Here is a 20,212-nt window from a genome sequence, read left to right on the forward strand (position 1 = left end):
TGTAAGGGAACTGAATTGGCCGAACCAGGCGCACCGCAGATCGGGCCAGAGATCCAACGGCTGCGCAAACAGGAGAGCCTGACGCTCGAGCAACTGGCCAAGCTTTCCGGAGTGTCGCGTTCGATGCTTTCCCAGGTCGAGCGAGGTGAGACCAATCCCACGCTCTCGACGGTGTGGATGCTGGCAGAGGCCCTCAAAATCGATATCTCGGAACTGATTGGCGGTCGCCAGTCGGTTCCGCGCGTTGCGATCGACGTCGCTACCGCGTCCTTCACGCCCCAGATCCGGACGGACGACGAATTGTGCTTGCTGCGCATCCTCAGCCCCGCCGATCGTGCAGGCTCCGTCGAATGGTACGAATTGCGTTTCTTGCCTGGTGGGGCTTTGGTGTCCGCACCGCATGCAAAGGGCATGCGCGAGCACCTGACGGTATTGGATGGGGAGATGGAAGTCGCCGCGGGCGACCAGCGGAGCGTGGTATCAGCAGGCTCAACGGCTCGTTATCCGGCGGATGTCGAGCACGCCATCCGCAATGTCGGGAGGGCCGACGCCAGAGCATTACTGGTCGTAATAGGTTAGAGAGAATTCCTAATTCCATTATATTGGATAATGGTTCCGCCATATCGTAATCATCCGTCATCTTGTGAAGGAAAGCTCGATGGATCTCGGATTTTACGACCGGATAGGTGCCGAACTCGGTGCGATCGCTGAAGCCGGCCTCACCAAGACTGAACGCATCTTATCATCGCCTCAAGGCGCCACCGTACGGGTGGCGACGCGCTCGGGCCCGCGGGAGGTGCTCAATCTGTGCTCCAACAATTATATGGGCCTGGCGGCAGATAGGCGTGTGATTGCGGCGATGCAGGACGCAACCGCGAAGTGGGGCGCGGGCCTCGCTTCGGTCCGGTTCATCTGCGGAACGCAGGATATCCATAAAGACCTGGAAGCGGCCCTTGCCGGCTATCTTGGCTTCGAAGACGCAATCCTTTTCGCTGCTGCATTCGATGCCAATGGCGGCGTATTCGAGCCATTGCTGGGCGAGAAGGACGCGATCGTCTCGGACACGTTGAATCATGCGTCGATCATCGACGGCGTGCGCCTGTCCAGGGCGAAGCGCTATCGCTTCGCTACCAATGACATGGCTGATCTGGAGCGCCAGCTCATCAAGGCCCGATCCGAAGGGGCGCAGTCGATATTGGTTGCAACTGACGGCGTATTCTCGATGGACGGTACGATCGCTGACCTCGTTACGATCACAGACCTCGCCGAGCGCCATGGTGCGCTGACGCTGGTGGACGATTGCCATGCAACCGGCTTCCTCGGGCCCCAAGGGCGGGGCTCGGCTGCTTATCGCGGGGTGGAGGGGAGGATCGATATCCTGACTGGGACCTTTGGAAAGGCACTTGGCGGCGCAATGGGCGGCTATGTTACCGCGCGGCGGTCAGTCGTGGAACTGCTGCGGCAGCGGGCGAGGCCCTATCTGTTCTCTAATGCGCTAGCGCCGGCAATTTGCGGGGCGAGCCTCGCCGCGATCGAGATCGCGAAATCAACCGAAGGCGATGTCGCAAGACGGCGCCTGATGGAGAATGCCCGGCAGTTTCGCGCAGGCCTCACCGGTCTCGGCTTCGAGCTCCTGCCCGGTGAGCATCCGATCATTCCGGTGATGCTGTTCGATGCCGTGAAAGCGGAACGCCTGGCGGCGGCTCTACTCAACCAGGGCGTGTACGTGACCGCCTTCTCGTTCCCCGTCGTGCCGAAGGGGCAAGCGAGGGTCCGGACGCAGGTGTCTGCCGCCCATACGCCCCATAATATCAGCGAAGCCATCTCCGCCTTTGCAGCGGCGGGCCGCGCGGAAGGAATTATCCAGTGACCATGGCCACGACCTTTTGTCCGGACGCCGCTGTCGATACAACCATGTTCGGCCTCGCCAAGCTCGAGGCGAGAGAAGGTGTATGGGCGACGCGCGCGCCGATCCCTTCGCCCGCCGCGGATGAAGTGCTGATCAGGGTCCGCCGCACAGCGATCTGCGGTACCGACATCCATATCTACAATTGGGATGAGTGGGCGGCCCGCACCGTACCGGTACCAATGATCTTCGGCCACGAATTTGCCGGGGAGATCGTCGAAATCGGACGCGCCGTCACCCGGCCGCTGCGCGTCGGCCAGCGGGTATCGGGCGAAGGCCATGTCATCGACCCAGACTCCGTCGCTGCCCGCGCGGGGCGTTTCCATCTCGACCCCAATACGCGCGGTGTCGGCGTCAATCGCCAAGGAGCCTTTGCGGAGTATCTGTGCATTCCGGCCTTCAACGTCGTGTCGCTGCCAGACGAGGTAAGCCTGGATGTCGGGGCGTTGCTCGATCCATTCGGTAACGCGGTGCACACCGCGCAGCAGTTCGATCTACTGGGCGAGGATGTGCTCGTCACCGGTGCGGGGCCGATCGGGATCATGGCTGCGGCGGTCGCTCGCCGGGCTGGAGCGCGGTCGGTCGTTCTTACTGACGTAAACGACTTTCGCCTGAATCTCGCGACAAGACTCGCCGATGTTCGGCCGGTGAACATCGGCCGGGAGGATTTGCGCGACGTGATGGCTCAGGAAGGCATTACGGATGGTTTTGGCGTGGCGCTGGAGATGTCCGGTGCGACGTCCGCAATTCGACAGGCGATCGACGCGCTCGTCATGGGTGGCAAACTCGCGCTGCTTGGTATTCCGGGCAAGGAGATCGATGTTCGGTGGGCAGACATCATCTTGAAAGCGATCACCATCCGCGGGGTCTATGGACGAGAGATGTTCGAGACCTGGCGTAAGATGCTGGGCCTGCTCCGCAACGGCCTGGACCTTGAGCCGTTGATCACCCATCGCCTCGAGGCGCGTAGTTTCCAGGCCGGTTTCGACGCGATGCGCTCCGGAGGGGCCGGCAAGGTCGTGTTGAGTTGGTGAGGTCGAGTGGCTTGTGGCGTTGTATGCGCCCTGCAGTTGGATCGTGGCCGGCACTCCGAATTCTCGGGATCGGTTTCACTCAGCGCAGCGTGCACATGCAGCAGCCCTAATCTCGGCGGCGATGCAAGCGGTGGCCGCAATTGCATTGGCGCGCTTACTTGGTGGAGGAAAGCCCGTCACGCCTTTTCCACTGGAGAACGTGACGCTCACGATGACGCCGAAGGCTTTGACGCGCGCGAGCGGCACGGCCGACCGTTATTTGCTCGAGCCGCGCAGGTGCCGGAGCCTCCGCGTGACTGCGCCGACGGATTTCCGAACCGGAGGCAAGACGGGAAGTGCGGATCCCGGGCTGATCGGCTCAGTTTGCGGCTATACGTTGCAGCTCAGCGAGAAGCGCCGCCGCTGCCGGCATCTTGATATGCCCGAATCCCCGCACGGCGAGCGGCGCACTCGCGACGCGCAACGCGTCGTCCAGAGAGTCGGCCGACAACCGCCAGGAAAGCTGCTCGATCGCTGTCAGATAGGCGTCCCGCAGGTCGCGTTCCAGGCGGCGTTCTGTGGTTCGGCCAAAGGGGTCGAGCACGGTCTCGCGCAATGGTTTTAGCCTGGCCAGGAGGCCCAAAGCCGGGAAAATCCAAGGACCAAAGGTCCGCTTGCGTGGATGGCCTGTGCGTGGATCGATGCCGGAGAGGATCGGCGGCGCGAGATGCACCTTAACCGCGCGCGGGCTGTCGAACTCACTCTCCAGTGCCGCGCGGAAGCGGCCATCCGCGTAGAGGCGCGCGACTTCATACTCGTCCTTATACGCCATCAGCTTGTATGCCGAACGGGCTACCGCCCAGGCAAAGGCCTCGCCGCCGGAGACACCGGCGCTGGCGCTACGTACCTGAACCATCAGGTCGCCGTAGCGCCGAGCGTAGCTGTGGTTCCAGTAGAGTGCGAGATCGTCGCTGCGGCGCCCGATGAAGCTATCGAGCGTTTCCGGCGGTGGCGCGACATCCGCCGCTTCAAGCGCCGCACGCCGGCCCGCGTCAAAGGCGATGATATTGGCCGCGACGGCGCGATTGTTCAGCTCGATCGCCTTGATGATCGCCGCACGCGGCAACGGGATCCGGCCCTGCTGCCAGGCAAAGCCAAGCAGGATCATATTTGATCCGATCGCGTCGCCGAACAGGCGCGTGGCCAGCTGGCTGGCATGCAAGGTGTTGGGACTCAGGCCGGAGGCCGTGGCGAGAGGCGCCAGCAACGTCGCCGGATCGATCGCAGAATCGCGGTTGGCCTGAAAATTGGCGGTGGCGCTGGTGTCGCTGTTGCCGATCACCGGTGTTCCCTCAGCGATTGTGGAAAGCACTTCGGGATGCACTGCGGCGATCAGGTCGCAACCGAGAACGAGATCGGCCTGACCAGGGCCGATCCTGGCCGACACGACGCACGACTCGTCACGGCGCAGCCGGACGTGGCTGAACACAGCGCCACCTTTCTGGCTGAGTCCCGTCATGTCGAACAGATTGGCGTGAAGGCCCTCGATCTGCGCCGCCATCCCCAGCACAGCTCCGATCGTGACCACGCCGGTCCCGCCGATGCCGGCGATGATCATGTCGAACGCCTCCGCTGGCACACGGAAGTCGGGTTCGGGCAATGGGAGGTCGACCTGCGCAAGCTTGGGTGCCGCCTTGCGGAGGCTGCCGCCCTCGACCGTCACGAAAGAGGGGCAGAAGCCCGCGACACAAGAAAAGTCCTTGTTGCAGGCGGACTGATCGATCCTGCGTTTGCGGCCGAGTTCGGTCTCGAGCGGCTGGATCGCCAGGCAGTTCGACGCAGTCGAGCAATCGCCACAGCCTTCGCAGACCAGCGCATTGATGAACGTCCGCCGATCGGGGTCGGGAAACGCGTTGATCTTTCGACGCCGGCGTTTTTCGGCAGCGCAAACCTGATCATAGATCAGCACGGTGACGCCCGGAAGTTCCCGCAGCGCCTTCTGGACGAGGTCAAGCTCGTCGCGATGCCGCAATTCGGTCCCATGCGGCAGCGGCTCGTCGCTAAACCGCCCCGGGTCCTCAGACAGAACGACCACCCGCTCTACGCCCTCTGCCCGGACCTGCTGCACGATCCGGCCCACCGTGAGGTCGCCTTCGACTGGCTGCCCGCCGGTCATCGCCACCGCGTCGTTGAACAGGATCTTGTAGGTGATCGTTGTCCCGGCACGCACGGCAGCGCGAATGGCAAGCGAGCCTGAATGGTTATAGGTTCCGTCGCCGAGATTCTGGAAAATATGCGGCATGTCCATGAAGGTCGACAGGCCGATCCAGTTCGCGCCTTCGGCGCCCATATGACCCATCGGGATCGGATTACGTTCCGGATGGAACATCACCATCGAGTGGCAACCGATACCGGTCGCACCGAACGAGCCTTCGGGAACCTTGGTCGACAGATTGTGGGGGCAACCGGGGCAAAAGGCCGGGCGCCGTGCAGCAACTGGCAGCGACGCGCCCGCGCTCTGTGCACGTGCACGAACCGCTGCCAGAGACGCGGCGAAGTGCGGGGCATGCCGGGCGACCTGATCCATCATGGCCTCGATGCGTGCGCCGAGCGCCAGTGCCACGCTTGTGGGGTCGAGCGGCATATCCTCGGGCAGCAGGGCGCTGCCGTCCGGTGCCCGCTTGCCCGTGATCCGCGGGCGGTTGTCCTTCGCGTAGAACTGAATGATCGCCTGAGCTTCGGCATGGGGCCGCTTTTCCTCGACGAAGAAGATTTCGCGCGCCCGGGTAGCTGCATCTTGCAGGCCAGCCGGATCGAGCGGGTAGATCAGGGCAATCTTGTAGACCCCGATCCCAAGTCGTTCTGCTGCCCCGTCATCCACGCCGAGCAGGGCGAGAGCTGCGATGACATCCGGGAAGGCCTTGCCCGCCGTTGCGATCAACAATTCAGGCTGCAAGGCACCAAACGCCATACGGTCGAGCGCGTTGGCTCTCGCGAAGGTAGCAGCCATGGGCAGCTTGTGGCGTACCAGCCGTGCATCCTGCCGTTGCGTCGCCATGACTTCCGGCCGGATGTGGACACCCCCTTCAACCTCGGGCGCGTCCGGAACGATGAACGGCATGGGGGTCGGCAGGTCGATCGCTTCCGTTGCCTCTGCGGTCTCGTTGACGAGCTTCAGCCCGACCAGAAGCCCCGAGTAGCGTGACATCGCGATCGCAGCGAGCCCCATTTCCAGGATTTCGGCGACGCTGCTCGGATAGAGGGTCGGCACGCCCCAGCTGGCGAGGGTCAGGTCGCTTTGGTGCGCCGTGGTCGACGATTTTCCATTATGGTCGTCGCCATAGATCAGCACCACGCCACCCAGCGGCGATACGCCTTGCAGATTGGCATGCTTGATCGCATCGCCGGAGCGATCGACTCCCGGGCCCTTGCCGTACCAAAGAGCAAAGACGCCATCGACCTTCTTGCCGGGCATGAAATCGATCTGCTGGGTTCCGGCAACCGCGGTCAGCGCCAGATCCTCGTTCACCCCGGGATGAAAGACGATGTCGCTCGCGGCCAGCTCATCGCCAGCCTTCCACAAGGCGTCGTCATATCCGCCCAGCGGCGATCCGCGATAGCCGCTGATATAGCCAGCGGTGTTGAGACCGGCGCGGCGATCCATGTCGCGTTGCACGATCGGCAGGCGCACAAGCGCTTGCGAACCGCTGATCAACGCGCGACGGGCATCGACCCGGTACCGATCCTTCAGGCTTATCGTATCGGTGGGCATGGTGCACGCGTGCCTCTTGTGCAGGGAGTCGGGATCGTCGATCGCACCCGTATTTCTGCTCCGACGCGCATTTCAAACCACCAATTCGTAATGGGGCCATGAGGCCGGGAATTGAGCCGTTACGCGGCCCGCCGAGGGCGGCGGGTTCGGCACGCTATCCACGAAGGTACATGGACGCTGCGCGATCAGCGGGACGAACCGCGTGGGCGCGCTGTCAGTTCGAAACGCGCTTCAGCCTGAGATCGTGATAGTCGAAGCTGAAGTCGGCGAGCGGAGAAAGAGCTCTGAGCGTGACGCCTCCCATGTCTCCGCGCGTCATGTCGAAACAGATCACTGCGTCTTCCCCGGCGCCGCGCTTGAACCGCGTGCGGAAGCAGTCTGGACCAAAGGGCTCTAGCGCACTTTTGAGGGCGGGTGTACGCGTAAAATCGATGAAGAGGTTCGCTCCTCTCCGCGCGATCACAATGTCCCCATACCACGGGTCCCGGTATCGACCGGCATAAAGGTCGAGGGGGCGGCTCGGTCCGCCGGCCGGCGCTTTGAAGTCGCCATTTCCGAGCAGGGCCGCGACCTGCTTCAGCTGTTCGGCGCGGGTGCTGCGGGCGTTAGCCAGCCAGTCATGCGCCGGTGCGGCCAGCAGCAGGTCCATGATGGCGTAGCGAAGGGCCGAGACCGCATCGCTGTCCTCGCAATTGGTATAGACCACGAAGGCGATGCCCTGATCGGGCAGTAACGTCGTCCGCGTCACTTGCCCGGCGAGCCCGCCCGAGTGCGACAGCATCCGGCAACCGCGATAGTCGGCAACGCCCCAACCGAGGGCGTAGGCCGACAGAACCGTCCGCTCGGGGTGATCGGCGCCTGGCCCCGGGCCGCTCGAGATGATCGTGCGCGGCGTCCACATTTCCCTCGCCTGCGCTTCGCTCCACAAGCGAACGCCGCCCGGTATCGCTCCCTTGCCAAGCTGGACCTGCAGCCAGGGCACGGCCCCGGCCACGCTCAGACCGATTCCGCCTGCCGGTCCGATGACCGGCGACTCCGACGGAGGCACAACCTCGATAGTGCCGAGTCCGCGCGTCGGCGGGCCAAGCCTGGCGTGCCGGGCAGCGATGTTCGGGCCCGTCATCAGGCTGGTATTGGTCACCGCGTCATCCATGCCTAGCGGCGCGAAAATCCGTCTGGCGACATAATCGTCCCAGCTGAGGCCGGACACGCGTTGCAGCACGATGCCCGCGACGATGTAGAGGATATTGTCATAGGCATAGGCGGACCGAAATGGCGACGCCGGCTTGAAATGCGGCAGTGCCGCCAGCATGTCCGCGGCGCTGTGATCGGTCGGCGGCACCTGCATCAGATCGCCCGCGCCGAGCGGCAGCCCGCTATTGTGCACCAGCAGGTCGCGCACGGTCATCAGCGTCGTTACGGTGTGATCATACATTCTAAACTCGGGGACGTGCTGCGTGACCCTGTCGTCCCATGACAGTTTCTTCTGATCCACCAGCAGCGCAAGGCTGGCACTCAGAAACGCCTTGCTGTTCGAGGCGATGGCGAACTGGGTGTGCACGTCGACCCGGGCAGGCGCCCCCAGCTTTCGCACACCATAGGGCCGCAGTATCGGGTCGCGACCCGCCTGCACGATTGCGACTGCGACGCCTGGGATGTCGAAGGCGGCCATGAAGCGGGTGACCGTGCTGTCGAGTGCGTCAAGCGCCGGTGACGCGGCACTTCCGGTTGACGGTGCGATCGCCGCGAGAGTGCCAAGTGAGGCCCCTTTCACAAGCGCGCGGCGGCTGATCTGCACGGGGTCCCTCATGCTAGCTGCGCCTGTTGCGGCAGCCAGGCGCGGAGCCGCTCGATCGCTTCCTGCACCAACTCGGTCGACACCGCGAAGCTGAACCGGATGAACTCGCCCCCGCGCTCCGGATCGAAGTCGAGCCCGGGGGCTGCTGCGACGCCGGTCTCGGTCAGCATTTTCTTACAGAAGGCAAGGCTGTCTCCTGTGAGATGCGCGACCGAGGCATAGATGTAGAAGGCGCCGTCGGGCGGGGCAATCTCGCCCAATCCCAGCGCGGGCAAGTTTTCCAGCAGCAACGCCCGGTTGCGGCGATACGTCTCTACATGGCCGTCCAGTTCCTCCCTGCAGTCGAAAGCGGCGAGGGCAGCATGCTGGCTGAGCGACGGCGGCGTGAGGAACATGTTCCCCATCCGCTTGCGGGCTTCCTCGACCATGTCGGCGGGAGCGACCATCCAGCCCAACCGCCACCCGGCCATGCTGAAATATTTGGAGAAGCTATTGATGATGATGGCGTCCTGGGAATGCTGCAGCATGCTCTGTGCCGGCGCGGCGTAGCTGAGCCCGTGATAGATTTCGTCGGAAATAATGCGGATATCCCGTTCCGAGCAAACGCTGGCGATAGCGGCGAGTTCGTCCGGTGCGATGATCGTGCCGGTCGGATTGGCGGGGCTCGCGATGATCACGCCGCGAGGGGCAGGATCAATCGCGGCGATGGCGGCAGCGCTGATCTGAAACCTCTCGGGGGCGCTGCACTCAAGTTCGATCTCGTCCATGTGCAACGCGCGCAGGCAGTTACGATACGCGACATAGCCGGGCCGGGCCAGGGCCACGCGGTCACCGGGCACAAACGCCGTGCTCAACGCGAGGACGAGCGCAGGCGAGGCGCCGCACGTCAGCACGATTCGGCCCGGGGCGACCTCCAGGCCATACCTCTCGTTGTAATGCTGGGAGATACGTTCCTTGAGAGGAATGCTTTCCCAATAGCCCATCGGATCGCTTTCCAGGATCTGCCGGGCTATCGCTATCGCTTTGGCTGGCGCACCGGTTGAAGGTTGGCCGAATTCCATGTGGATGATCGAGCGGCCCTCAAGTCGAAGCTTATGGGCAAGCTGACTGATCGCGATCGCATGAAAGGGTTCGATTCGAGAGTTCAACTGGCTATCCTCGCGGCACTTCAGGCGTCACCGAAAGCGGCGAGCGCACCAAGGCACCATGGGAGGGATCTGTTGGCCATCCCGGAAAACTCTACGACCCATTAGCCAGCGCGATGGATCGAGCTCAGTTTCCGGGCGCGACGAGCGCGAGCATCTGAGATTGCGTCTCCGCCATCGTTCTGGCCCACCAGGCGGCGAATTGCCGCACCGGGGAACGTGCGTCGCCAGGCCGATGGGTCACGATGCGATAGCTCGGACCAGGCACTGGCGCATATGGGGCGGCGGGCACGAGCTCGCCGCGTTGCACAAGGCGCTGAACGATTGCGGCGCGGCCCATGGCGATACCCTGGTCGCACATCGCCGCATGGTAAGCGAGGATCGAGAGGTTGAAGTGGCGATCGATCACCGGCGCGTCAGGCCATGTCGTATTCACGATGCGGCGCCAGTCGCTCCATTCGAGATTGGGCGCTTCGCCAGCGCACGGCACGTCGTCGTGTAGAAGGACGATGGGCGGCGGATCGTCCGACTGAAGGCGCTCAAGATAGGCCCGCGAGCAAACCGGGAAGAGCAATTCGCGCACGGCGGCTAACTCGTGCATGCTCTCCGCGGTCTCCCCGGTGTAATCGATAACCAGGTCGACCCCCTCGTCGTCGAGCCGCTCCGAGGTCCACAGCACGAATTCGGAACGCAGGAAAATCTCGATGCCGGGATGCTCGCGATAGAAACTCTCAAGATGGGCAACCAGCCATTCGGTCGCGAGCGAGGGCACACAGCTCAGAACGATCGCACCGCGCTGATGCTGGTAGATGCGGCTGATGCTGTCATTCAGCTCCCTGGCGACATTCGTCATCGAATTCATCAGCAGCTCCCCCGCATCGGTAAGCGAGATGCGGCTCTTGTTGCGAATGAATAGGGGCGTGTTCAGGCGGGCCTCGAGCCGCAGCACGCGCTGGCTCACGGCCCCCTGGGTAACGCCCAGCTGCCGAGCTGCAGCCGTAATCGAGCCGAAGCGACCTGCCGCGCGAAATACCCAAAGGTCCGACAGCAATTGAGCGTCGAGACGGTGGGCATCCGCCTTCGAGTCTTCGCGGGGTATCATCGTCCGAACCTACCCATACGCCCGCATTTCGCAACAACCCACATGGGGCCGACGACGGAAGGTCGTGCGAGAAGCCTAATGACCGCATTAGCTTTGAGGCTTTGTCCTGCCGTGGGCGCGGTGGTTCCTTGACCCGCGTCATTCAGGAAGGCGCGGCACCATGTCCGCCCCCAGTCACGAGCGTGAGGCGGTGGTAACGAACCATGATACAGCGGCCCTATCTGATCTTTCTCGGCGATGCCAAAGGGGAACCCAATACCAAGACTGCTTTCGGCGTGCGCGACTGGCTGCCTGACGACGTAATCGGGCAGGTTCGCCTGCCGGGCTGCGATGTCGATCTCGGACTGCCGGAACTGTCGATGGCCGAGGGCTTTGAACGGGGGGCGCGGTCGCTGCTGATCGGCGCTGCGCCGGTCGGGGGGCTGCTGCCCGCAAGCTGGACGCCAAGCCTACTTGCAGCGCTCGATGCGGGGCTGGACATCGTCAGCGGACTGCATACGCGGCTCACCGATATCGACGAGGTCAGGCAGCGCGCTTCTGCCCTTGGCCGGACACTGCACGACGTTCGATCGCCGACCCGCCAATTCGCCGTGGCGACCGGCCTAAGGCGCGGCGGCAAACGCATGCTGATGGTGGGAACCGACTGCGCCCTGGGCAAGAAATACGCCGCGCTTGCGATCGAAAGGGCGCTGTCTGCCGCAGGGGTGGATGCTGATTTCCGAGCGACGGGCCAAACCGGGATCATGATCGCCGGCCGGGGAATCGCCATCGACGCCGTGATCGCTGACTTTGTTGCCGGCGCCGCCGAGATGCTTTCACCCGAGGCACCGGACGATCATTGGGACGTGATCGAAGGACAGGGTTCGTTGTTCCATCCAGCTTATGCAGGCGTCACATTGAGCTTGGTGCATGGCTCGCAGGCCGATGCACTCGTGCTGTGCCACCATCCGCTTCGCCAGACGCTGAACGGCTATCCAAGCTATCCCTTGCCCGACCCTGGCGAAGCGATGGACCTGTACCTGCGCGTGGCGCGCCTGACCAACCCTGCGGTTCGCTTTGTTGGTATCAGCCTCAACACGTCTCAGATGGAGGCCGCAGACGCTCAACAGCTCATCGCGGCTTTCGAAGACAAGTACGGCCTTCCCTGCTTCGATCCGCTGCGTTCGGACCTGGGGCCGTTGGTCGATCATGTGCTGGGCGGCAGGGTGCCGGCGTGACGCGGCTCGCCATGCATGTCGAGATCAAGAAATGGCCGATGCGCGAGCCATTTGCGATCTCGCGCGGCGTACAGGATGAGGTGCCTGGCCTTTGCGTGACGCTCACCGATGCCAAGGGTGCGCGCGGCCGCGGCGAGGCTTGCGGCGTCGACTATGCCGGCGAAACGCCCGAGAGCATGTCAAAGCAACTCGAGGGGGCTCGCGCGCCCATCGAGGCTGGACTGAGCCGGGCGGCGCTGCTCGACTTGCTGCCGGCGGGCGGGGCGCGGTTTGCTGTCGACAGCGCGTTATGGGATCTTGAGGCCAAGCAGAGCGGCACGCCGGCCTTCCTGTTGGCCGGCCTCGCAGAGCAGAATCCGGTCGATACCGCGTTTACCATCGGAATTCGCCCAACTGCCGATTATAAGAGCGCGGCGCGGGCGCGGGCCGAACATCGCGTGCTCAAGCTCAAGGTGAACGGCAGCGATCCGATCGGTGCCGTCCGGGCAGCCCGGGCGGGCGCACCGAGCAGCACTTTCATCGTCGACCCGAACCAGTCATGGAGCGTCGAACAACTCAAGCAATTCGCACCCGTGCTGGCCAAACTCGGCGTGGTGTTGGTGGAGCAGCCGATCCCGGTCGGCGCAGAAGCAGGCCTGGACGGGTATCACTGTCCAATCAGGCTCTGTGCCGACGAACTGATAGATAGTGTCGCCGATCTAGGAAAGGCGGTAGGCCGGTTCGACGTGATCAATATCAAACTCGACAAGGCCGGAGGACTCACTGCGGGACTCGCGCTCGCTGCCGCTGCTCGTTCACAAGGACTGGGCCTGATGGTCGGTTGCATGGCGGGTTCTTCGCTGGCGATGGCCCCAGCGACGATCCTGGCCCAGCAGGCCGACTTCGTCGATCTTGACGGCCCCTTGCTCCAGGCAGAAGATTGGCCGGACGCGTTGCGCTACGATCGTGGCCGGGTCCTCCCTCCGACGTCGGCGCTCTGGGGCTAGTGGCCAGCGCCGCCTCCCCGGATTCGGCCATGTGGTTTGGCCAACCACGCGGCCTCACGATCCTGTTCCTGACCGAAATGTGGGAGAAGTTCTCCTATTACGGCATGCGCACGCTGCTGATCTACTACATGGTCAAGCAGCTGATGCTCGGTCAGGCCCACGCGTCGCTGGTCTACGGGCTCTATACGGCATTTGTCTATTTCACACCGATCCTTGGTGGCATCATTTCCGATCGCTGGCTCGGTCGGAGGCGGGCCGTCATCATCGGTGGATCGATCATGGCGGCCGGTCATTTCCTGATGGCGTCAGAACCACTCTTCTACGTTGCGCTCGCGACCATCGCACTCGGCAACGGGCTTTACCTCACAAACCTGCCGAGCCAGATCGCGAGTCTCTATGCGGAGGACGATCCGCGCCGCAACTCGGCCTATAGCGTCTATTATGTCGGCGTGAATCTGGGCGCGCTGCTGGCGCCCATCCTGTGCGGGACCATCGGCGAAATCTATGGCTGGCATTGGGGCTTCGCCCTGGCGGGGATCGGCATGCTGACGGGCCTGCTCATCTATGTGTTTGGCGCACGCTATCTGCCTCCCGAGCCGGCCCGGGCGAGACCAGTCGCGCATGTCGAGGCCGAACCAGGCCGGTGGAACGCGCTCTGGCTCCTGCTGGGCGTCGCCATCGCGGTCGCCGTCCTGCGCGGCGCTTATGAGCAGATCGGCAACACCATCGCGCTCTGGGCGGATGGACAGGTCGATCGCAAACTCGTCGAGGGCATTATCATTCCGATGACATGGTTCCAGGCCCTCAATCCGCTCTTGATCTTCATCATTACCCCATTCCTGATCAGGCGCTGGACCCGTCAGGCGCGGGAGGGACGTGAGCCCAGTTCGACGAGCAAGATGGCAATCGGTGCCGCCGGCATCGGGTTTGCCTATCTCCTGCTGGCCGGCGCCAGCGCTGCGACCACAGCCAGTGGCGGGCAGACGAGCTGGGTGTGGCTGAGCCTGTTCCTCTTGGTGCTGACAGCGGCCGAGCTGTGGGTGCTGCCGATCGGGGTGGGTCTGTTCGCCCGGCTGGCACCGCCCCATATGAGCGCAACGATCATCGCCGCGTGGTTCCTTGCGACGTTCGCCGGCAACCTTCTGGCGGGTTTGCTGGGGACCTTGTGGAGCTCGATGCAACCCGCGCAGTTCTTCGTGGTGATGGGCGGCGTCGCGGCAATCTCGGCGTTCGGCCTCGTGATGCTCAATGGCCCCGTGAGCCGCGCCGAGGCGGCCAGGAGCGGCGCGTGAGAGCACCGCCTCCGCCGCCTGCCGATCTCGCTCCATTAATCGGGCAATATGGCGACCCGGGTGTGTTGCTCGACATATTCGAGGCCGAGGGCGCGCTCTGGGCGATGGGACCCGGATACGCAGCCGACGCCCTCGAGCGGGTCGACTCGACCACGTTCAGGGGAAAGCGCGGGAGGCGGCGGCTGACGTTCGAGGCAAGTGGCGAATGGCTTCTTGCCGACAAGGTGCCGCTGCGCCGCCGCGACGTCCGTGCCGAGCTGGTGTCGGCCTTTCAGAAATCGCTTGACCCCGCGGCATATTCCGCCTCGTCTCAATCGGACGGCCCGCCCTTGGAAGCCCTTGCCTCACTCGACGCCATAGCCGGAGTCCGGCTCGACATCCGCTATGCGACGGCGGACAATTTCATGGGCTTTGCGATCTACGATCGTCCCTACGCTTTTGCCCGTCCGGCGGTCGTGGACGCGCTCACTCGGGTCCAGGGTACCATGGCGCGCCACGGCTATGGCCTGGTCATCCACGACGCTTACCGGCCTTGGTCGGTCACCAAGATGTTCTGGGACGTCGTGCCGCCGGCATCGCGCGCGTTTGTTGCTGACCCAGCGATCGGGTCCAAGCATAATCGCGGCTGCGCGATCGATCTGTCGCTCTGCGACGCGGAAACGGGGTCGCTGTTGGTAATGCCGTCGCACTTCGACGAACCGACCGAGCGCGCGCACAGCCAGTATCGGGGCGGTACGACCCTGGCCCGCTGGAACCGTGACCTGTTGCGCATGGCAATGGAGACGGAGGGGTTCGCGGTTCAGGCCGACGAGTGGTGGCACTTCGACTTTCACGCCTGGCAGGATTACCCGATCGAGAATGTCAGCTTCGCCAACCTGGCGGTCTAATAGCGGCATTAGCTTTCGGCATTTGTCTTTGTCTATCGCATCGGGTGGCTTGGCGCATGCCTCAAAGTCTCTCCGCCAAGCGCTTCTACATCTCCGCCGACATCGAAGGTATCGCAGGTGTCGCGTCACGCGACAATCTGATGCCGGGCCGCTTCGAATATGAGCAGGCGCGCGACTGGATGACGGATGCTGTACTCGCATCCTGCGAAATGCTGACCGAGCTTGGCGCGACCGAAGTGGTGATCAGCGACTCTCATGGCAATGGGCAAAACATCCGGTACGAACGGATGCCCGAATACGCCCGACTGGTCCGTTCCTGGCCCCGGCCGCTGGGAATGATGCAAGGAATCGAGAGCGGCCGATACGACGGCGCGCTCCTGGTCGGCTACCATGCCGGTGCCGGAAATATCGGCGGCACGCTGTCGCACACCGTCAGCGGGCATTTCTTTCAGGAGATACGGCTGAACGGCGTTGCGGCGTCCGAGGCACTGATCAGCGCCGCGATCGCCGGGCATCATAAGATCCCGGTGCTAATGATTGCCGGCGACGATGTGGCGGTGTCGGAGACCAGTGCGCTGCTGCCGGGCATTGCGACTGCCTGCCTCAAAAGCAGCTACGGGTTTCTTTCGACCAACACGCTATCGCCCCGCGCGGCCGGCCTCGCCCTGCGCGAGGGCATCCAGCAGGCAGTGAGCAAGGTCGGCACGATCGAACCCTTTGTCATCGCTGGCCCGATCGACCTCGAGCTCCGCCTGCGTGACCGGTTAATGGCGGAATGGCTGTCCTATCTCCAAGGAGTAGAGCGGGTCGATGCCTTCACGATCCGCCATGGTTGCCCCGATATCGTGGCTGTGTCGCGCTTCCTCCAGTTCCTGACATCGGCAAAGGACGCGCTGGCGTGACGGCGCCGACGTTTCTCGGCCATCCGCGAGGGATCGCCTATCTTGCCTTTTCCGAAGCGTGGGAGCGGTTCTCCTATTACGGGATGCAGGCGCTGCTCGTCCTGTACATGGCGACCGAATTGCTGCTGCCGGGTCATGTCGAGAAGGTCGCAGGCCTGTCGCGGTTGAGAGCCCTGCTGCAGGGAGAGCAAGGGCCCTTGTCCGGCCAGGCGCTTGCATCGGCCATCTTCGGAATGTTCGCCGCTTCCGTCTATCTGACCCCCATCCTGGGCGGACTGCTCGCAGACCGCCTGCTCGGCCGGCGCCGCACGGTGATTCTCGGCGCGGTCCTGATGGCCGCCGGTCATTTCCTGATGGCGTTCGAACAGCCGTTCCTGCTGGCGCTGTTGCTTCTCACGCTCGGCGCCGGCTGTTTCAAGGGTAACATCGCGTCCCAGGTCGGCGGCCTGTACGCACCGGGCGATCAACGCCGGGCCGACGCCTTCCAGATCTTCTACCTCTGTATCAACGCTGGTGCGATCCTTGCTCCGCTTGTCTGCGGAACGCTAGGCGAGATGGTGGGCTGGTCCTGGGGATTCGGTGCGGCTGGTGTCGGCATGCTCGTCGGCCTGGCAATCTACCTGGCCGGCACGCAATATTATCCCGCGGAAGTGCCGCGTGAGGCGGGCCGGGTCGCCTTCGCCCCGATGAACGGGCGCGACTGGCAGGTGATGATGGTATTGCTGGCGATGTTGCCGGTCTCTGCGGTGTTGCTGATTCCCAACCAGCAGGTCGGCAACGCCTATCTGCTCTGGGCAAAAGCGCATGTCGGGCTCCACGCTTTCGGTCACGAACTCCCGGTGACCTGGCTCCTGACACTGGAATCGGTCGCGACGATCATCTGCCTTCCAGGATCCGTGGCGTTCTGGCGGGTCTGGGCACGGCGGCGGCCAGAGCCTGATGAAATGACGAAGATCGTGATCGGCGCTGCCTTTCTCTGCGTCGCCCCGGCAATGCTCGTGCTCGGGTCGATCCGGGCGACTGGAGGCGAGGTCGGCTTGGGCTGGCTCATCTGCTTCGCCTTCCTCAACGAGGTGGGGTTCGCCAACGTCCTCCCGGTGGCGCTCGCCCTTTACGCCCGTGCCGCCCCGCGCCGTTTCGCCTCGACGATCATCGGCATTTATTATCTTCAGTTGGTCGGCGCTAACTTCCTGATGGGCCTGGTCGGCGGGCTGCTCGCCCCGTTGGGACCAACCCACTTCTGGCTCCTCCATGTCGGCCTCGCCGGCGGCGGCCTTGTCGCCCTGCTTCTCATCCGGCTTGTCTCGCGAGCCCTGCTCGCGACCAATCCTCCTTCAACAACGAGTATCTCATGACCAGAATCGCGATCACCGCCGGCTCACTCCGTTTTGTTGCGCGGCTTGAGGAAGAGCGGGCGCCAAAGACCTGTGCGGCGTTTCGATCCATGCTGCCGTACCACGAGAAGGTCGTTCATGTCCGCTGGAGCGGCGAGGGGGTCTGGATCCCGCTCGGCGATCATGACCCCGGATTGCCCTTCGAAAACGCGACCAGCTATCCGGCACCGGGCGAGATCATCTTTTATCCCGGCGGTTACGGCGAGACCGAGATCCTGCTTGCCTATGGCGGTGTGCGTTTTGCGAGCAAGCTTGGCCAGCTCGCCGCGAACCATTTCATGTCGATTGTGGAGGGGCTTGATCAGCTGGCAGAGCTCGGTCGTCGCGCCCTGTGGGAGGGCGCACAGGATATCGCGTTCAAGCTTGCCGACTGATCCGTGCGAGCCTGCGACGCTGCTAATGGACGCATTAGATAAGACGTGTTGTCTCGAAAATGTAAATCAATTCTCCTGCGCCGACGTCAGCAGGTAAATGCCGCGGCGCAGCAAAGGGGTTTTACATGTCCTACCTCCTGACCAACTCGAAAAGCATGCCGCGTCGCGGCGTTGCGGCAACCTGCGCCGCGCTTCTGTGCGGCGTCGCGGTGTCCGGCATGACGGCCTCCGCGGCGAGCGCTCAGGCGCAGACCGGTCCAGTGGCCGATGCCGGGCCAAACGATGACATCGTCGTAACGGCGAACAAGCGGACCGAGCGCCTGCTGGATGTGCCGGCGCCGGTGACCGCCGTCAGCGCTGAGGATCTCGCGCGTACCCATGCCAACAAGCTAGAAGATCTGGCGGCGCACACGGCCGGACTCAACCTGACGACGACGCGCCCAGGCGAGACCCAGATCATTCTGCGCGGCATTACCACCGGTTCGCCGATCAGCTCGACCGTTGCCACCTATATCGACGATACCGCCTTCGGATCGTCGACGACGCAGGCGCTTGCCGGCTATCTCAGCCCCGATCTCGATCCGAGCGATATCAAGCGCATCGAGATCCTGCGCGGCCCGCAGGGCACACTCTACGGCGCGAGTTCGCTCGGCGGCCTCGTCAAATATGTGACGGAAGAGCCGGATCTCGAAAAGGTGAAGGGGCGCGTAGAGGCGGGGGTCAATGGCGTCAGCAAGGGTGGTACGGGCTTTGAATTCCGGGGCATGCTCAATCTCCCCGTGATAACCGACACGCTCGCGCTGAGAGTCAGTGCCTACAAGCGCCGGGACGCCGGTTTCATCGACGATACGCAGCAGGGCATCTCCGACGTCAATCGCACCGATGTCGAGGGAGGGCGAGCTGCGCTGCTCTTCCGGCCGAGCGAGAATTTTTCGATCGATCTGACCGCGACGCTGCAGAATCTCGAAGGACAGGGATCGTCCGACGAGGATGTCGTCGTAACGGGGACCAGCCTTGCGCCACTGCAGGGCGACCTCACCCATGTCCGGTACACGCCCGAGCCGCTCAAGCTGCGCTATCGTCTGTATAGCGGCACCGTGACCTATGATCTCGATTTTGCGCGCCTGGTGTCAGTCACTAGTTATAGTACGCTGCGGCAGTATGCGACCACCGACCAGACGACCCAGCTGGGCCCGACGCTGAGTGGCCTTCTCGGCGTACCAGGGGTGGGGTTCAGTGTCGGTTCGGATCTCAGCCTGAAGAAATGGACCGAAGAAGCGCGGGTTGAATCCCAGGCCAACACCACACTGGAATGGCGCCTGGGCTTTTACTACACGCGCGAGACGACGGCGCGGCTCGAGCCGAGCTCGACATTCCTGTACGCGACGCAGACAAAGATCCTCCCGGACAACGCGGTCTTCTTTGCCAATCTTTATTCGCATTATACCGAATATGCCGGCTTCGGCGACGTGACCTGGCATATCACTCCGCGGCTCGACCTGTCCGGCGGTCTCCGCCACAGCGGCAACACACAGGACTTCAGCGAAACCCATGGCGGTTTCGCGATCGGGCCAACCACCACCGTCGCGGAAACCTCATCCGACAAGAGCACGACCTTCCAGGTCTCCTCCAAATTCAAGCTGGACGCAGACAGCATCCTTTATGCGCGCATCGCCTCCGGCTATCGCCCGGGCGGGCCGAATGCCGTCACGCCGGCGCAGACTGCCGCGGGCGTGCCTTCGCAGTACCAGCCGGACACGCTGACCAGCTATGACATCGGCTATAAGGCAGCGCTGTTCAACCATGCAGTGACGCTCGACCTCTCGGCCTTTTATATCGACTGGCAGGATATCCAGTTGCTCACCCAGTTCGGCGGCTTTACCAGCGCCGGCAATGGCGGCGCGGCCCGCAGTCTCGGCGTCGAGGCGAGCGCGACGTGGAAGCCGGTAACCGGAGTGCGCTTGTCGGGGAACGCGAGCTATACGGACGCCAAGCTGACCGAGGATTCGCCAGGCGTAGCCGGCTTTGACGGCGACCGGCTCCCCAATGTTCCGAAATGGGCTGGCGCTTTGTCGGCGGACTATGACTTCACGCTCTCCGGCGGCGTATCGGCTTATGTCGGTGCCGGCGTGCACGCAGTCGGCGCGCGGCGAGCGGGCTTCATTTCGGGCTCGCCGGCGAGCTATGTGCGTCCGACGCTGCCGGCCTACGCGACCGTCGATCTGCGCGCCGGTGTCGACCTGGAGGCCTTTAGTGTGTCGATCTTCGCGAAGAATGTGGGTGACAAGCGGGGCTTCAACTATATCGCGTCGCTCAACAACGATGCGTATCTGCCGCCCTACTCCGCAAGCGTGATCCAGCCGCGCACCATTGGGGCAACCCTTTCGGCGAAGTTCTGACCATGCGCCGGGTGGGATTTCGCAG

Annotated in this window: 15 protein-coding genes; 11 read left to right on the forward strand and 4 right to left on the reverse strand. The window is 63.5% G+C overall.

Translation table 11 applies throughout. The annotated features are described in order from the left end of the window. Positions 1-15: 15 nt before the first annotated feature. The 3 genes from ACZ1I2_RS11080 (at position 16) to tdh (ending at position 2,940) form a co-directional block, all read left to right on the forward strand. A complete protein-coding gene (locus ACZ1I2_RS11080; protein ID WP_465169640.1) occupies positions 16-579 on the forward strand; it encodes a helix-turn-helix domain-containing protein in 564 nt (187 codons plus the stop codon). Positions 580-658: 79 nt separating this feature from the next. Continuing rightward, on the forward strand, positions 659-1,870 hold the full coding sequence (locus tag ACZ1I2_RS11085) for a glycine C-acetyltransferase (protein WP_465169639.1): 1,212 nt from the start codon (positions 659-661) through the stop codon (positions 1,868-1,870). A 2-nt stretch (positions 1,871-1,872) separates the two neighbouring features. After that, a complete protein-coding gene (tdh, locus tag ACZ1I2_RS11090; protein WP_465173961.1) occupies positions 1,873-2,940 on the forward strand; it encodes an L-threonine 3-dehydrogenase in 1,068 nt (355 codons plus the stop codon). Positions 2,941-3,298: 358 nt separating this feature from the next. On the opposite strand, the gene ACZ1I2_RS11095 is transcribed toward tdh, so the two are convergent. From ACZ1I2_RS11095 to ACZ1I2_RS11110, 4 genes are all read right to left on the reverse strand, one after another. Beyond that, positions 3,299-6,691, reverse strand: a complete 3,393-nt coding sequence (locus tag ACZ1I2_RS11095) for an indolepyruvate ferredoxin oxidoreductase family protein (protein ID WP_465169638.1) — start codon at positions 6,689-6,691, stop codon at positions 3,299-3,301. 214 nt (positions 6,692-6,905) lie between these two features. After that, entirely contained in the window at positions 6,906-8,489 is a 1,584-nt protein-coding gene (locus ACZ1I2_RS11100) for a serine hydrolase (protein WP_465169637.1), read from the reverse strand. A gap of 8 nt (positions 8,490-8,497) precedes the next feature. Beyond that, the gene (locus tag ACZ1I2_RS11105; protein ID WP_465174102.1) at positions 8,498-9,637 is read right to left on the reverse strand and encodes an aminotransferase class I/II-fold pyridoxal phosphate-dependent enzyme; all 1,140 of its coding nucleotides are present in this window, start codon (positions 9,635-9,637) and stop codon (positions 8,498-8,500) included. 124 nt (positions 9,638-9,761) lie between these two features. Further along, the gene (locus ACZ1I2_RS11110) at positions 9,762-10,736 is read right to left on the reverse strand and encodes a LysR family transcriptional regulator (RefSeq protein WP_465169635.1); all 975 of its coding nucleotides are present in this window, start codon (positions 10,734-10,736) and stop codon (positions 9,762-9,764) included. Between the two features lie 203 nt (positions 10,737-10,939). Between ACZ1I2_RS11110 and ACZ1I2_RS11115 the strand changes: the two genes are divergently transcribed. The 8 genes from ACZ1I2_RS11115 (at position 10,940) to ACZ1I2_RS11150 (ending at position 20,187) form a co-directional block, all read left to right on the forward strand. Beyond that, complete coding sequence (locus tag ACZ1I2_RS11115) at positions 10,940-11,953, forward strand: DUF1611 domain-containing protein (RefSeq protein ID WP_465169634.1); 1,014 nt, start codon at positions 10,940-10,942, stop codon at positions 11,951-11,953. Continuing rightward, positions 11,950-12,939, forward strand: a complete 990-nt coding sequence (locus ACZ1I2_RS11120; RefSeq protein ID WP_465169633.1) for a dipeptide epimerase — start codon at positions 11,950-11,952, stop codon at positions 12,937-12,939. The genes ACZ1I2_RS11115 and ACZ1I2_RS11120 overlap by 4 nt, the downstream gene beginning before the upstream one ends. Next, positions 12,939-14,231 (forward strand): peptide MFS transporter, encoded by a 1,293-nt coding sequence (locus ACZ1I2_RS11125; protein ID WP_465169632.1) that lies wholly within the window; start codon positions 12,939-12,941, stop codon positions 14,229-14,231. Before ACZ1I2_RS11120 ends, ACZ1I2_RS11125 begins: the two co-directional genes overlap by 1 nt. Continuing rightward, complete coding sequence (locus tag ACZ1I2_RS11130) at positions 14,228-15,118, forward strand: M15 family metallopeptidase (RefSeq protein WP_465181642.1); 891 nt, start codon at positions 14,228-14,230, stop codon at positions 15,116-15,118. Before ACZ1I2_RS11125 ends, ACZ1I2_RS11130 begins: the two co-directional genes overlap by 4 nt. Before the next feature lie 56 nt (positions 15,119-15,174). Beyond that, on the forward strand, positions 15,175-16,020 hold the full coding sequence (locus ACZ1I2_RS11135) for a M55 family metallopeptidase (RefSeq protein WP_465174100.1): 846 nt from the start codon (positions 15,175-15,177) through the stop codon (positions 16,018-16,020). Next, on the forward strand, positions 16,017-17,375 hold the full coding sequence (locus tag ACZ1I2_RS11140) for a peptide MFS transporter (protein ID WP_465174099.1): 1,359 nt from the start codon (positions 16,017-16,019) through the stop codon (positions 17,373-17,375). The genes ACZ1I2_RS11135 and ACZ1I2_RS11140 overlap by 4 nt, the downstream gene beginning before the upstream one ends. Continuing rightward, positions 17,372-17,788 carry a DUF3830 family protein gene (locus tag ACZ1I2_RS11145; RefSeq protein WP_465169628.1) on the forward strand — a complete coding sequence of 139 codons (417 nt, stop codon included), beginning with the start codon at positions 17,372-17,374 and terminating at the stop codon, positions 17,786-17,788. Before ACZ1I2_RS11140 ends, ACZ1I2_RS11145 begins: the two co-directional genes overlap by 4 nt. Before the next feature lie 125 nt (positions 17,789-17,913). Further along, positions 17,914-20,187 carry a TonB-dependent receptor gene (locus ACZ1I2_RS11150; protein WP_465169627.1) on the forward strand — a complete coding sequence of 758 codons (2,274 nt, stop codon included), beginning with the start codon at positions 17,914-17,916 and terminating at the stop codon, positions 20,185-20,187. Positions 20,188-20,212: the final 25 nt, after the last annotated feature.

It is taken from the genome of Sphingomonas sp. BL-S-29, from assembly GCF_055521495.1.